General features: G+C 50.8%; 10 protein-coding genes. 5 read left to right on the forward strand and 5 right to left on the reverse strand.

The window, feature by feature from the left end; genetic code table 11:
• Positions 1-16 precede the first annotated feature (16 nt).
• The 3 genes from ACYQ14_RS16350 to ACYQ14_RS16360 are packed head-to-tail and all read right to left on the reverse strand — an operon-like array spanning position 17 to position 6082.
• Positions 17-2263: a DEAD/DEAH box helicase gene (locus ACYQ14_RS16350; protein ID WP_459889414.1), complete on the reverse strand. Its 2247-nt coding sequence runs from the start codon at positions 2261-2263 to the stop codon at positions 17-19.
• Positions 2238-3581 carry an ATP-binding protein gene (locus ACYQ14_RS16355; RefSeq protein ID WP_459889415.1) on the reverse strand — a complete coding sequence of 448 codons (1344 nt, stop codon included), beginning with the start codon at positions 3579-3581 and terminating at the stop codon, positions 2238-2240. Before ACYQ14_RS16355 ends, ACYQ14_RS16350 begins: the two co-directional genes overlap by 26 nt.
• Positions 3578-6082, reverse strand: coding sequence for a TerB N-terminal domain-containing protein (locus tag ACYQ14_RS16360; RefSeq protein WP_459889416.1), 2505 nt, complete (start codon positions 6080-6082; stop codon positions 3578-3580). The genes ACYQ14_RS16355 and ACYQ14_RS16360 overlap by 4 nt, the downstream gene beginning before the upstream one ends.
• A 358-nt stretch (positions 6083-6440) precedes the next feature.
• Between ACYQ14_RS16360 and ACYQ14_RS16365 the strand changes: the two genes are divergently transcribed.
• Together ACYQ14_RS16365 and ACYQ14_RS16370 are read left to right on the forward strand one after the other, a co-directional pair.
• The gene (locus tag ACYQ14_RS16365; protein ID WP_459889417.1) at positions 6441-6653 is read left to right on the forward strand and encodes a KTSC domain-containing protein; all 213 of its coding nucleotides are present in this window, start codon (positions 6441-6443) and stop codon (positions 6651-6653) included.
• A 52-nt stretch (positions 6654-6705) separates the two neighbouring features.
• Complete coding sequence (locus ACYQ14_RS16370) at positions 6706-8592, forward strand: ATP-dependent nuclease (protein WP_459889418.1); 1887 nt, start codon at positions 6706-6708, stop codon at positions 8590-8592.
• Between the two features lie 111 nt (positions 8593-8703).
• Here ACYQ14_RS16370 and ACYQ14_RS16375 read toward each other — a convergent pair whose 3' ends face one another.
• Positions 8704-8925 (reverse strand): hypothetical protein, encoded by a 222-nt coding sequence (locus ACYQ14_RS16375; RefSeq protein ID WP_459889419.1) that lies wholly within the window; start codon positions 8923-8925, stop codon positions 8704-8706.
• A 534-nt stretch (positions 8926-9459) separates the two neighbouring features.
• Between ACYQ14_RS16375 and ACYQ14_RS16380 the strand changes: the two genes are divergently transcribed.
• Complete coding sequence (locus ACYQ14_RS16380; protein WP_459889420.1) at positions 9460-9849, forward strand: DUF7344 domain-containing protein; 390 nt, start codon at positions 9460-9462, stop codon at positions 9847-9849.
• A 33-nt stretch (positions 9850-9882) separates the two neighbouring features.
• On the opposite strand, the gene ACYQ14_RS16385 is transcribed toward ACYQ14_RS16380, so the two are convergent.
• Positions 9883-10686 (reverse strand): DUF429 domain-containing protein, encoded by an 804-nt coding sequence (locus ACYQ14_RS16385; protein WP_459889421.1) that lies wholly within the window; start codon positions 10684-10686, stop codon positions 9883-9885.
• 132 nt (positions 10687-10818) lie between these two features.
• Between ACYQ14_RS16385 and ACYQ14_RS16390 the strand changes: the two genes are divergently transcribed.
• Positions 10819-12018 (forward strand): homing endonuclease associated repeat-containing protein, encoded by a 1200-nt coding sequence (locus ACYQ14_RS16390; protein WP_459889422.1) that lies wholly within the window; start codon positions 10819-10821, stop codon positions 12016-12018.
• A 635-nt stretch (positions 12019-12653) separates the two neighbouring features.
• Positions 12654-15446 carry a UvrD-helicase domain-containing protein gene (locus tag ACYQ14_RS16395; protein WP_459889423.1) on the forward strand — a complete coding sequence of 931 codons (2793 nt, stop codon included), beginning with the start codon at positions 12654-12656 and terminating at the stop codon, positions 15444-15446.
• Positions 15447-15685 lie beyond the last annotated feature (239 nt).

The raw sequence follows: 15685 nt of genomic DNA on the forward strand, positions 1-15685 counted from the left end.
ATTACTCTGAGAAAAATCAGTTCTTGCTCACAATCGCTTTGACCTGATTCAACGCACCTTCAATATCCAACCGGTTAGACGCATAATTCGAATTTAGGAGTTCTTCTGGCAAGTATCGGTCGTGTTTATCGATAATCTTGTTCTCGACGGTCTCCGCTAACTTAGCTGGTTCAGGAGGCTGTAACGACGCTATTTCACAAAGCTCCTCTAATAGCTCCGGAGACTGGCAATTCCGGACCTGTAACGTCATACCCGCCTTTGATGCTTGATAGCCTCTTTCTGCAAGAAGCAGATGTATCGTATTCACGATACGGTCACCAGCCCAAACGAACAGAATCGTGTGCTCTCCCTGCTGAATTAGATTTTGGATCTCTAGGTCTAGCCGTTCAAAATGCATTCGACCTTCTTCAAGCAAATTCACTGCTTCCGTATCCAAGTATCTCGGCACCTCCGTGCTGGTATATGTGCTGTACATTTCTTCACGAACGCGAGTATCGACGAGGGCACCTTCCCCGCCAAACTTCGGTACCTTCCCCCCAGGAGCTGGTTTCAAGAACGCAATTTGCTTCTCTTGATCCACCGACTCGACTTCCCAACGCTGTCCACCAAATATCAGCAACTTACCATCCACCAAAGGACTCGTAACCGGGAGTGTCCCGATCGTTTTCTCATTAGCGACGAGACGGTACTCATCCGGACTCCAGAACGCGGCATAGAAATCGTAGTGCCCGGTGACCTTCTCGCCGGTCAACCCCATTATGAGATCACCATCACCCGCTTGATTGAGTAGATCCTGGTCTGCAAGCCCCCGTAGCAACGATTTAAACTGAGGAATCGTGATTTTATCAAACGGCTCCGTTTGACACAAAACACGGTAGGCAGTCTCTGTTCTGATCCCACCATGCTCAGCAACGAGTGAGAGAAGTTGTTGAATCAACGTCGAGAGTTCCAACGCATCCAGATTCGGTGGTTCGTACCACTTCTCAAGTAATAAGTCAACCATCGCAATCGTCTGAACGAGTTCAGGGCGTAGTGTATCCTCAAGTGGTGTCGAATCAGTAATCTCCGGCTCTTGAACATACACTCGCAAGACTGCAGGGTTATCTTTCCGTCCAGATCGGCCTAATCGTTGCCGCATACTGGAAACGGACGGCGGTGAACCGATTTGGCCGATGCTGTCCATCCATCCAATATCGATTCCTAATTCGAGCGTACTGGTACAGATAACCGTTGCAGGTGCTTTCGAGTTTTTCAGCAGTCGTTCGCTTTCTTCCCGAATCTCTTTGGACAGACTTCCGTGGTGTGCGTAGAATTCGTTCGGAACACCCCTATCCTCTGAGACTCGCTTTAGCAGATCAGTGTAGAGTTCAACATCCATCCGACGATTTGCGAAGACAAGATTGTCCTGTCCACGAAGGGTTGTGAAGATCTGCTCGGCAATACCAACAACTGTCCCCGAGGGGCCATCCTCGTCTTCTTCGTTACTTCCGTTGTTCTTATTTTCGTACCCTTTTACCAGAAGCCGGATTTCCTGTTGGTTACCATCAGGCTCAATAATCTCAACTTCGGAGCCTGCTTTCGGACGCAAGAACTCTGCGGTCATCACATGATCCCCGATTGTGGCAGAAAGCGCAACACGCGGAATCCACTCGCCTTTGGCTTTCTCAATACGATGGAGAAGGGACTGAACCTGTTTCCCTCTGGGTGTCCCGATGAACGCGTGTATTTCATCAATTACGACGTAAGAGACGTTCTGTAAAGCTTGATGGAACACCGATGGTCGACGAACAAACAGCGCCTCCACTGACTCTGGGGTGATTAGAAGAATCCCGTTCGGCTCGTCGAGAGCTTTGTGCTTCTTGCTCGAAGAGACGTCTCCATGCCATCGGTGAACGGGTAGGTCACAAGCATCACAGAGCTCTTGGAGACGGTCATACTGGTCGTTGATCAGTGCTTTCAACGGGGAAATATACACAACGTCGAACCCCGAACTGGGGCTCTGAGACGATTCACGCTGAACCGTAATCTCTGAGAGGATCGGTAGGAACGCAGCTTCGGTTTTTCCTGACGCGGTGGGTGCTGACAAAATAACGTCCGAATCACCGTCTAATACGACAGGGATCGCTTGTTCCTGAATTGGGCGAAGAGTCTCCCAACCTTGCTTCCAAACCCATCGCTGCATCGACTCGTGAAGAAGCTCGAAGGACTCCGTCTGACGAGACCTGTCTTCATCATCACTAGAGTTTGAAGTTGGCAAGATCATCACCCTCGTCGTCCCCAGCGGACTCTGAATCCTCGGCCTGAGATGGTTCAATACCATCTGATTCAACCTGGATATCCCCGATCAACTCTTCCCACGAAACCTCGGGATTCTGCTCTAAGATAGCGAGAAAACTGAGGAACTCTTTGATCGTGTTTCGAGGAGTTTGGAAGTACGCGGCCCCGATTTGGTCATTACAATGGCGCATAAACGCCTCTACTGCTTCATCCGGGATAACATAATTATCAGGATCCCCGCCAGCGTGAATATGACGAAGCTTCTGGAGAAGCACGAACATATCCTCCTGTGTGAGACTGGAGAGGCGGATGACTGGTCCACTCATATCCACTAGTTCATCCGAAGCGAACGTGCTTTCAGCCAGCCGCGTTTTCAACGCGTCATAACTGTACAGACCGCGCTTTGTATCGGTGAGGAAATCCGGTGTTCCCGCAAGGAGAAAGCCAAGACCGACCGTTTGGCCTTGCAGCCCGTCATTCACAATCGATAGCAGCTTCTCATAGTTGCTTTTCCGCGCCCCTGTGTGGGACAGTTTGTAGAGGTTCACCATCTCGTCGAGGTTGATCAACAGCCCCTCATAACCTGCCAAATCAACGAATCGAGCCATCAGCTTCGTCATTTCATACCAGTTCGAATCGTCAATAATCGGAACGCGTGTATCCAGAACCTTCCGCGCCTCTGTTTTCGTGTCGTACTCACCACGTAACCACCGTAACGCTGCATGTTGCAGCTCATCATCGTTCTCCTGATATCCTTTCCAATATAGAGCAATGATGTCCGTGAACGCATACCCTGCAACAAGTTCTGAAAGCTCGTCTAACCGGTCCCGGATGACTTCTTCAGTCGGGACATCTTGGCTGCTCGCTTCACGATTAGCCTCCGCAATGAATCGTTCAACAATACTTCGAAGTGCTCCACCGTCCGGTGTTGCGCGCGTCGAAAGGTTTTGAGCTAACTGTTGGTAAAGCGCGCGACCATGCCCTGACGTTGATCGGAAGCGCCGATCGGGTGTCAAATCTGCATGCGCCGTGACGAGCCGTTTCTCCAACGCAATTGACCGCATCAAATTGAGGAAAAACGTCTTCCCTGACCCGTATTCCCCAATAATGAACCGAACTGCGGACCCTCCGTCAGCAATCCGATCTAAGTCGTCAGTTACGGCCTTCACCTCTTTCGAACGCCCGACTTGGATATGTTGTAAGCCACGCCGGGGTACAAGACCCGCTTGGAGGGACTGAACGATTGCATCACGGTCACGGGCCCGAATCGTTGCTGCTTCGAGGTCAGACTTATTGTCGCTCATTCTAATATCTCCCCGGATACTTCTTCATTGACCATTATCTCATCAGCTCCTTCAATAACGGGTGTTTCGACCAGTTCGAATGCATAGTCATTTATCACTTCCATTGCCGCTCCAGGGAACAACCCTTGTTCACGAGCCAACTCTTCCACCTCCTCACGATCCCACTGCTGCTTCTGCGAGAGGGCAGCGAGGAACAGACGGTGGTCCTCATCTAACGGCTCTACCTCGCTGTCCGTAGAGCTCGGCTCTGGATCAGGGGACTGATCCTCTAGTGACTGGGACTCCTGCTGTGCATCTTCTTCCTCTTCATCCTCGAAGATATCGGCGAGGAACGCACTCACCTCCTGACTTTCTTCGAGAGTCCTCCTCACTCGATCCTGATCTAATTCGATTCCAGATGTATCCGGTTCCTCCGCCTTCGGTTCCTCCGCAGTCTCCGGTTCAGGAATTTCGTAATCCTCACTGGTGGACTCTGGCTGTTGGATAGTCACTGGCTCGTCATCTGCTTCGGATGAACTCGTCTGAAGCTGATGAACGTGCGTGTGGACTACGCCTTCATCTAATCCCAACATTGGATATATCTTCGATAGCTCCTGAATCTCGTCCAAATCAATATTCCCATCGGAGCACGCAAGAGCGGTTAGAAAATTCGCAATCTGCGGCTTTTGTTCATCCGGAAGATCCTCAGCACGCTGCCGGACACCGTGCAGAGTCGGCGAATCAAGAACGAGCCACTTCCGATGGGCTTCCAGTCGTAACCGGTCAGACTCACTTAATTCGAGGAACGATCCGAGGTTTTCTGCGAGGTACTCCGTTTGCTCAGGTGCTACCTCATCGTTAGCTAATACAACTTTGACGGCAAGCTTTTGAATCAGTCTGATACCTTCTGAAACCGCAGACGTCTCAGCACTCGCCTCGGGTGGCAGCCGGTAGATCACTGCGGGATCACCCCATCCGCGAGAGGGGGCAGAAAACCGGGTGTCAGGCTCCACACCAAACCCGAGCTTTTCAAGCAAATTCGCCAGTCGACGCAGATCACGCTTCCGAACATCTCCACGCGAGTCGACAGGCCAATTTTCAAGTAACAGATCGAGGTCCGTCTCGGTCATCTCTGAGTCACTCAGCTCGGTTTCAATCGCCCGGATACAGTCAGTCAGTGGCTCGGATTGATGATCATCGAGAAGCGATTCGGGAAGGAATGATACTGCCTCTAAACTGTCTCGGTCATCGCTTTTCCCGACGTGTCGAGAGTACGAGTCTAAATCATCACAACACTCGTTAGCCAACTCCTGCATGGCATCTAGCGGCTCCGACAGGGCAGCAATATCCGGCAGACCATCAATCTCGACCTCCCCCAAGTCCGGCAGTGAACGACTGGCAGACCTGTAGCTAACCGTGAGAGGTTCTGTATCGAGATTCTCCAGCAATCCCTCCTCAAAGCGTTCTTCGTACTTTGCAAAGAAGAGCGACTTGAACTCCTCCTCGCACCGCTTCCCTGGCGTCCGCGAATACGTGTTCGACGATTTCTCAAACCACTCAAACGCAACTTCAGGATCTAACGGTTCCTCATTGACTATCTGGCGACCAATCCTCACCCGTTCTCCTAATGGAATCTCTCGTCCCCGGCTCGTATGAGACATCTTCGTAAGAGACTCAGGGTCGTACTTAGCGCGCACCGCATTCAAAAACCGTGTTGCGTACCCCGGGAAGGAACTCTCATCACCATATACTTCCAGCAACTCCTCCACCTCGGCGAGAATGCGTGGAATCTCAGAACGCGCCTGACTCGAATGCCGTGCATCAAAGAGTACCCGTCGTTCGAGACCATAGAAAAACAGGAACACGTACCCGATATCTACGTCGGGATCACGCCGACCATTTGCCAACCACTCAAGATACGTCGCTCGACAACCCGAATCAATACTCGAATACGACGGCCAATACGACATTCGAGTCCCATCCGGATCAGACGCACTAGCATCAACATCAAGCGTCGAATCGATCAGACACGCATCTACTCCGCGAACCCCATCAACCGAACTTAGCTCCGTCCCAATGTAAACCATCCCACCAGGAATCTCATACCCATTGATTGAGACCTCCTCTCCCGGCGGAACCCACGCTTTCGAAGACTGATCAAACATCTCTTCCTCGTCGAGTTGCGACCCAACCGAAACCTCGCCTCCATTACCGACGGACACCTCCATAGTGAAACCAACCGAGGTATTTGCGCTTCGGCGTTCTGACTCCGACGGAGTCTCATTCGGCTTTGCTTCATTTACCGATTCGGACTCTTCAGTGTATTTAGCAGTGAATTTGCTCTCGTCCATCAATAAGTACCTCACCCCCTCCACAAACCCAATCAGGCCAGGAATCAGCGTCCAGAAAAATAAGAGATAGAGGACACCCCAACCGTATGATCGTAGATAGAACCGATGAGCGCCAAACAAGCCAAGAAAAATGGCGAGCAAGGCCGCTATCGTTTTTGATTTCGATGTCATCTCTTAGACCCACCCTGATCTGAGAACGGTATTGAACACCCAAGCGTTTCCAATGCGCTAGCCCCATCCATAGTTGCTGTAAGAGTTTAAACAGCAAGACCATCAATCCTTCCCAATTTCCGAGTAGAATGACCGAGGTAAATCTACGACCACGTCGACGGCGACCTCAGCTTCGCATACACCATCTACGAGACAAATCAAATACAGTGAAAATCAAGCAGTCATCAAAGCATCCAACACTGAAGCCGTCGAAAACAACGTTCTCCCGTACTACCTCGCCCTACACAGTAACCGGAATTCTAGACAAATTATTATTTAATAGATAGAACTAAATGACTATTCTGCCACATCATGCAGTATGAAGCGGGTCCCTGTATCCTCAAGTAACCTCAGCAGTGTTGGGTATGACGAGTCGAACCAGATTCTAGAGATTGAGTTCGACGGTGCAAGAGTCTACCAGTATTTCGATGTCCCCCCACGGATTCACCAGGAACTCATGAATGCCAATTCGCACGGAAAATACTTCCATCGGAATATCGAAGATAAATATCGCTACGATCAGGTCAAATGATGCGCAGCGATTTATTGCGTGTCCAAGCTTCCCGAATTGAGGGGGCGGAGCCGTGAGTGACGGACTGACGCACGTTTCACGACTCTCAGTTGAGAACATCGGGAAATTTGAGGACTTAACACTCCAACTGACCCCGTTCACACTCTTGGTGGGTCCTAACGACGCTGGAAAAACCACTCTCTTAGAGGCATTACAGACTGTATGCAATCATTCGAAGCTGGACATTGAACAGATTCGGCGTGATGTGACACAAGACACTGGAAGAGCACTCGACGCCTCAATCGAGGCAGTCATTGAAAACCCGCCGGACGATCTGGCAGACCGTGCCAATCTTGAGGAGGATGATGCTGCAGGGCTGAAGATGGAATGGGAAGTAATTGGAGATTCAGAAGAGGATGTTTATTTGGAGTCTCCAGACCACTATCTCAGAGAACGGGTTCCCGAAGATGAGCGGCTCCACGAATGGAACTATTTAGCGGATAAAGAACGAGAAATCTTGGATGATTACGATATTGACCCGGGGAGTAACGCCGATGAGCGGGAAGAACAGTTCGAGGAATTGAAGGCTGAGATCCTTGAACATCCCGAAGACACTAGTCTTGATTGGGTCTCTTGCGGAACCAGAGAATTCGGCCGTTTAGCTCCAGCCAGTGAGCAAATCGATACCGAGGATGTAGACAGTCCAATCAAGTTACTCTCAAAACTACTCCGTCAAGAAACCAAATCCTTCCTCTATGCCGAGGATGAGGATGGTGAGAAGAGTGGAGTTGACGAACTTGTCGAAATTGAAGAGCAAGCAACAGATGCGCTTAACGAACGACTCGAAAGCCTCTCCGACAGGATGGAACGATACCTCCCCGGTCTGGATCAGATCACAGTGTATCCTGATTGGAGTTTTGTCAACGGAGCAGATCTCTCCAATATTGTGCTTCGCCGGGATGGTGAACAGATCCCGCTTCAAGAACTGGGTGGCGGAACTAATGCCCGCTCAGCCCTCTCAATGCTTGAATGGAGCGCAGAGGCCAATGAAGGAAAAGAATCCGTCATCCGGACGATGGATGAACCGGATCACCGCCTCCATTTTGACGTCCAACGGAGACTGATCAATCTTCTCCGGAGCGACATCTCGGATGAAGATAGTTATCTCTCTCAGTGTATCGTCTCGACTCATAGTTTGATTATGGTCGATGGTACTCCCTTACACGAAGTGGTATATCTCCCTGAAGAAGTGGATATGAACGACGAAAGAGCTCCACTAGTTTCGAAAGATGAAGTAGAGGCTGAGGATTTCATGGGCAACATCATGGCAGGTTTGGGACTCTCTGCTAGCTGGGTCTATCTCGAACGAGCGATGATTGTCGTAGAGGGTGCAACTGAACACAAATATGTCGAAGAACTATACCACCGAGTCACCGGTAGTACCCTTGTAGAGGATGGAGTCCAAGTCTGGGATAGTCAGGGGTGTGGCCATATCGTAAAAACCCTTGAGCGCCTTCGGGATAGCGGGCGAGCACGAACATTCGTCATCCTGGATTCCGATGCAAAAGAGCGGACCTATTCTGAGGATACTCTCGAAGACCATCTTGAGGATATGTACGAAGTGGGAGGTTCGGAACCAGAACTCGGCTGGGTCGGTGACAAGGAACTTGAAGACACGTGGGAGAAAGACGACTTAGCCCGACTCGCTGAAGAACATTGGCCGCGTGCAGATGGCAATGACTGGGCTGAAATCCATTTTCAGTCAGTAGACGAGGCGGAGAAACCGAGTGGAGAAATCGTTAATATCATTCAAAGTGGCTGCGCGCGCAATATTCAAGACTGCCCCAGTGTGACAAAACCTAACATAGGACTTAGGATGGGGAGATTAGACGATGTGGAACACCCAACAAAGATTGTCGATCTTATGGAGCATGTTCATGAATACTGTAACCGGAACTGAGAGGTGAGTGTGGATTGCCTCGTTAGCCGTGATGCTTCGAGTATTGTCTATTTGCCCGTCTGCGAGCGAAACCCCACCGCGTTATCGCACCGCGACACGCCGTCCCGGTTATTAGCCTGTAAGCGCCACCTCCGCTGCGTATTCCAGGTTTAGAGTCCGGAGGCTGCGGTGATCACCGATGGTGTCGTACAATGCCTGGACGTAGATGTCGTGAATGGTCGCTTCGAGTTCGTCTGCCGTCGGCTGTTGTTCGTCGACGTAGTGAAGAATCGCATTGAGGGTGTTGACGTAGTTCGTTCCGCCGCCAACATCGGGACGATCGAACGGAGGCAATCTATAGACATACAAAGATAATAATATTACTTGACTATGCTCTTTCTTTGAATAATAGAATACTTCAGAGGGGACTCAACGATATGAGCACAGCACTCTAGTTGGCTCCTTATACCTCTATAGACACGGTTATTTCGGGGAGGTGGATTGGGGTTGATATAGTGTTAATGAGCTGACTGCCCTATCTTAGGTCGCAGCCATACATTTGATCGCTTGATGAGTGATTTCCATGGCTGTATAGTTAGTACTTAAAAATACAAGCACTTTTTATGATTAGTAACCCATCCAGTGATAGCGTGGTCACCCAAAACGGGCCCGGCGCTTCAGACGCCGGAGCACCGCGCTGCCCATCAATGACAGCAACCAATCCTACGCAGGTCAAGAGTGATAACTCTGTTCGACCGACGGGCAACGAGCAACCTCTCGACCTTGATGACGGCAGACAATCCACCCACCGCAGTGTGCGGCAGCACAAACCATCCACAAGAACGAGCCCACAACCGACTATCGACACCTGGTCACCGGAGGACAGTCATGAGTAACGAACTCGACGACCTCTTGGAGGTCCTCAAATCTGAACGCCGTCGCATCGTCCTCAACGTCCTCTCGGAGATTCAACGAGAGGAATCCAACGACGAAGTGACCGTCCACGCACGCGACCTCGCTCGTCAAGTCGCAGCGATCGAAGCTGGTGTGGACTCCGCTGTAGTCGGTCAGTCGGCCCAACGCAAAGCCAAGATCGGACTCCATCACACGCATCTCCCGGTGCTTGCAGAGCACGGGATCGTCGACTACGATCAACAGAGCAAGAACGTGTCCACGACCGATCGGACACCGGTCGTGGCTCAGGTGATGCAGAGCATTGAGGACACTATCGAGACCGCTAACAGCGACATGGGTGAACACCCTGACATGGTTCGCTGATTTCGGGCCAGTCACGTAGTGTCTCACGCAGAGCTACGGACCAAGTTCTCGGCGTAGCTGTGTTTCGCTTCGGTACACCATTTGCATCGGTAACCCACGCGTATCTTCCGGTGGATCCGATGGCAACCGCTGGAACTCATCGTGAGGCGCACACGCAGTGAGCGCTAAGGCGATCGCATCTAACACATCGTCAATACCAATCTTGTACACCGAACCTTGAAGCTCTTCAGCAATTGTTCGCCAGTCACCGACCTCGTATTCAGGAACGGACTTCAGCGCAGACAACCGTTCTTCAACGCCGGCAGCGGTATGTTTGCTGTGTTCAAGCGGGGCTCCGTTGAACGCGCGAAAGCAGACCTCCGGATGGCCTTCGACGAGTATATCTGAATCACCGTCACTCAGAAGTAGGTCCTCAACTTCGACGATCCCGTTCGAGATGCTGGCTGCTTGCTGTGTCAACCCTTTTCCAGTGAGAGAGTTGTTTTTCGAACTCACGTCGGCATACTCCGTCCCTTCTGATGCTAATCTCGCGGCTTCACGTGCTGGTGCTGTGAACACTGAGGATGATCGAGATCCGATCACGGTTCTGGCGAGATCGTCACACCGTCGAGAAATCTCCCCGCCCTCCTCAACACACGGACACGAATCTGATTCGAGTGAGTTACAGAGTCCGATCGGGACATCGACAACAATACGTTGCGCCGATTCGCCATACTCATCCCAAACCTCACGGATCTCCTCGAACACGTCGACCGTGGGTGTAGTCTCAGTCTCAGAATACACAAGTGCAACCCACGCACCGGACGACCAATCAACGCCAACGTACTGTGACCTCATTTCGGATAAGTCATTATCGCTAACTGACTTCTATCTATGGCCAGTCACTCAGTGCTCTTAACACCTAGTTTCAAGCACAACAAGTTAGTACGACATGATGATGGACGAACCGATCAGCAAATCAGGGACGGCATGACTGGTACTGTGGGCTGTCCCGGAGACACGTGTTCCTTCGAGGGATCGATTGCAGCGGTAACCAACCACATAGCGGAGAATAGCGACGCGGCGCATAGTTGGGAGGTACTCGGATACGACGATGCTGATCACTACCGTTACGATGCCCACTGGGAAGGAGGTCGGAAATTACAGGAAACTGCTCAGGAGACGAGGGACTACGGCGAATTCGACACAGCGATCGAACAGTTGGAGGACGCACTGTATCACTACCAGCGTGCGAAGTTGTTTTCAGACGACACAGCACCCATCGACGACCAACACCGAGAGGTGCTCGAAACGATCAACGAGGTCAAAACTAGTAAAGAGGAACAAACAATCACCAACCTCCTTGACACAGCCGAGAACGCCATCGACGACGGCGACGAGGCACATTTCGAAGCCGACCATGACTCGGCAGCACAGGCCTACGAAGAGGCTAGCCTTTCGCTCCAACAGGCCATGACAGTAGCGACTGAACTGGCTCCCGATCGAGTACCGACCATCGAACGACACCTGCGAAGAGTCCGAGTACGCCAACAGAGTCTCGATCTGTCCGAAGCCCACCGGACGATCCGGGGACTCGTTACTGCTGCCCGCGATCACGCCGCTGCAGGCGATCGTGCATTTCAGGAATCAGAATACGAAGTCGCACTAGAAGAGTATCAGAACGCAACGGAACAGTACGAATCTCTCGCAGACTCGTTCGAAGTATTCTCGTTCGACGAGCAGACGGCTGACTCGACAGTGTGTGATGTTTGTCGCCACCGATTCGACACTGAACTTGTTTCCTGGGAGATCAATCTCGGTGTCTCGTTGCAGGTCTGCCCATCGTGCGCGAGATTCGGATCGGACGGGAACCTCCCGAGTCCACGAGACGTCACAACCGAACACCGGGCAGTCGTAGAAAACATCGAGCACATTCGAGACGGTGACGTTGGGTTGGAATGGACGTCTGACGGAACCATACAGGCAGACGAGACAGCAGACGGGAACTCTGGTAGCACTGAGCGAGATACACAACAGATGCTCGTACAGCTAATAGGGGTGTGCCAGCAACTTGGCCACAAACCGACTGCAGAGAAACTGGACGAACAGACAGACTTTGGCTACCTCGCGTATCGAGATGAGTTCGGCAGCATTTCAGACGCGCTTCAAACCGCTGGTTTCGATGTTTGAATTGTCTCCCAGTTGGAACTAGCAGCGTTTCCCAATCAGTTCCCTGACGTGCACTCCAACTCCATCACGTACTCGCCGACGATGGACTGTCGACTCTCACGTCACGATTTTTCGATCGCGTTGGGAACATCATCAATACCATTTGGCAGATGACCGTCGGCGCTGATTTTGAGTTTCAGAAACGGAAGGACCCAAACCATCGGGAACAGATCCCTCCAACCGCTATCTCTCCAAAGTAATCAAAATGGCACACACGAACGGCCACGTGTCGGAACGGTTCGCTCGAGTACTCCGGCTAGAGCAGCCCCCAACAGCACTCTTCGCCCCGACCGTCGTTTAGCACGTGGCCATTCAAGCATGGGTGAGCCAATATGTCTGACCTGCTTCCACGATTGACGACCCACGATATAATCGAAACAACACACGGCGGACGATTGACTCAGGTTTCTTCAAATATCCCTTGTTTTTACCTTATTTACTCTCCCGTACGCCCCCTAAAATTCTGAAGACGATGGAGTCTGCCTAGTTATTAGGGTCAATAGACTGGGATTGGTGGAGGTTGCTGGAACGTGCTAGTGCTCTCTTTGCCAAAGAAGCTATCTGACATCAATAGAAATTGAATATCAATTGCGGTTATGGATTCATCTATAATATTTGTGGCCTCGGTAGTCTTGGTTTCCACGTTAGTGATTGTTTGGCAGTTAAATAGAACAGTTAGAAGCGGAATAGAGCGTGTTGGGTCCAAAGTCAACACGATTAAAAATGAAGTGGAACCGTTCATCGGTGATCCAGTAGCAGAAAATTCGGTATCCAGCACGCACCAACGGTACCTCACACATCACAAAAAAATAGAAGTCACACGCCAAATAGAAGAGATTCGTTCTGAGTATCCGATCACCAGAAGTCTAAAGTGGAAACTCCTGCTTCTCCCGAGCCTTCACCAACAACACAGAAACATCACTGAATGTCTGAACCGTGTAGAGAACTGGGTCACCCGGTCGGACGAATACAACAAGGAATTCGTAGAACGCCAACTCGATCGCTCACAACCGTTCTTCGAAGAGATCGGCGAAGAAGCCCTGTCACTAGATACTCAGCAGCGGCGAGCTGTGGTACGAAACGACACGTATAACCGCGTTATTGCAGCCGCCGGAACAGGCAAGACGTTGGTGTTGACTGCACGCGTCGCCTATCTCGTTAAAGAACGTGGTGTTCCACCTGATCAGGTTGCTGCGATTACGTTCACAAACAAGGCAGCTGAGGAGATGGAAACACGGTTAGAAGAAGAATTTTCCATCACCGATGTAACAGTCGATACGATCCACGGGTTCGCCTTAGATGTAGTACAGGAAGGATCTAACGTGTATATGGACGTGGCAGATCAAGAATCGGTAGAAAACTTCGTTCGGAGAGAACTTACAGATCACCTTGTTTCACCGGAATCAGATCTTCACTACCACTACTTGCAATTCCTTTCTCACTACGATGAATCGTACGTGACCGAGTTCAACTCCGATTCTTGGGAAGAATACGTAGCAAGCCGCCAAAGCGAGTCCTACAAAACACTAGCAGGAGAACGCGTTGCGTCCCGCGCAGAAAAAACGATCGCTGATTTCTTGCTTACACACGGAATTGAGTACCAGTACGAAGCATTAGTCGACGAAATCTCTGGAAGTGACGACAAATCCCGGTACACGCCCGATTTTCACCTCCCTGACCACGAAATTTATATTGAACATTGGGGCTTGGATGAGGGCGGAGAAGTCGCCCCTTGGTTCTCAGTGAGTAGCGAGGAATATATTGAAGACCTTGAATGGAAACGGAACGAATTTTCGAAAATCGATCCTGTGTTGGTGGAGACATACGATTTCGAGTATCAACTCCATCCCGAGCACATCAGGACAGTGCTTGAAGACCGACTGTCAACTGCTGGTGTTGATGTTGAACCATTGGGGATGACAGAACTTAGTGACTATCTTAAAGAACAACACAGAGACTCAAAGATCAGAACAACATTCAGAGAGTTCATCTGGTCTGCGAAAACCTTCGACATCCAACCTAATCAGATCAAATCACGGCTAAACCCCGAAAACCCTCGGCAGTACCACTTCGCGCTATGTGGTGCCATCCTGATGGAACATTACGAAAAGTATCTTGGTCGGAATGATATGGTCGATTTTATTGATATGATTGACAGGGGAACAACAACCCTCAGTTTACGACCAGAGCTTGGTGATGAGTACAGTCATATACTGGTCGATGAGTTCCAAGATGTGTCACAACGACAGATAGAGTTCATCAAGCGGCTTGCAGGGCCAAACGATGCGCGGCTTTTCTCTGTCGGAGATGATTGGCAGAGTATCTACGGGTTCCGCGCAGCTAACGTCGAACTCTTCACCCAGTTCGAACAAGAATTCGGTCCGGCGACTACATCGGATCTGACCCAGAGTTATCGTTGTCCCCCACAGATCGTTGATGCCGGAAATCTGCTGATAGCGAAGAATCAGAATCAGACGAACAAACGAGTTACTGGGCTGGACTCAAACACGAGCGTTGACCCCATTAAGTGGCATGCAATCCCTGACAGTGAAAATCGAGAAGAAATGTCAGGAGCATACGCTGCTGAACAAGCTAAAACGTACATTTCAGAGGGCGCGAACCCGGACGAAATCTTGATTCTATGCCGGTATGACGATGCAACCCAACACCTAGACGCGGTCAAAACCGCACTCGCTGATCGAGGCATCCCGTACTGGAGCAAAAACGAACGTCACCACCCTTCCCAGACACCCGATTGGGCCGAAGACGAATTCGAGTATGATACTGGTGTCGATGTTCAGTCTATTCATAAAGTGAAAGGAAAAGAGGCTGAACACGTCATTTTACTTAACGCGGTTGAGGGAGACATGGGATTCCCTGATCTAGACCGTGGCAACGAACTAACACAGCCAGTTAATGAGCCTAATGTCGATCCGATAGCAGAAGAACGGCGGCTCTTTTATGTTGCATTGACTCGGGCAAAAACCGACTTGTTGATTCAAACCCAACGCGACGAGGAATCCCGGTTCGTTGAAGAAATACAGGCCTTCGCCACTGAAATCACGCTTCCAACTCCGTCAGGCAACTACGCCGACCGTGGTCACGACGAATTTGTAGCGCGAGTAATCCTGATCTCGAAAACCGCCGGGCAAATCGAACACCAAGCTGGAGAACTGTACGACGGTGATCAGACACTTTCGTTCACATCGTGGGCCGACGAGAATCCACCAACTGTCGAAGAAGGTTCTTGGTACGAATTTGAAAACGTTACCATCCAGCGCGTGAACAACGAACCCCAACTCGTTATCCACGGAGAGACCGAACTAACTGAACTCCAAGAACAACCGCCGGAACATGATCATACCAGCACAAGCGACGCTCCGACATAATCGTCTCCTCAAGTATCGTGTTACATCCACGCGAGCGCTGCATTATGCTATGCGAGGTACTCCGGGTTCAAGCTATCCTCCGGAAGCGGGAATCGCTCACCGACCCGGTTACAAACCGTTCGCTGCAACAACTCGCTTTGCGTCTCAAACGACGGATTCACCTGGAACCGGTAGTCCCGGCCGATCGTGAACAGGCCACGATCAAACGCCGCTTGATGCGTCCTGCTTATTCCTAGAGA

It is taken from the genome of Halostagnicola bangensis (assembly GCF_054653435.1).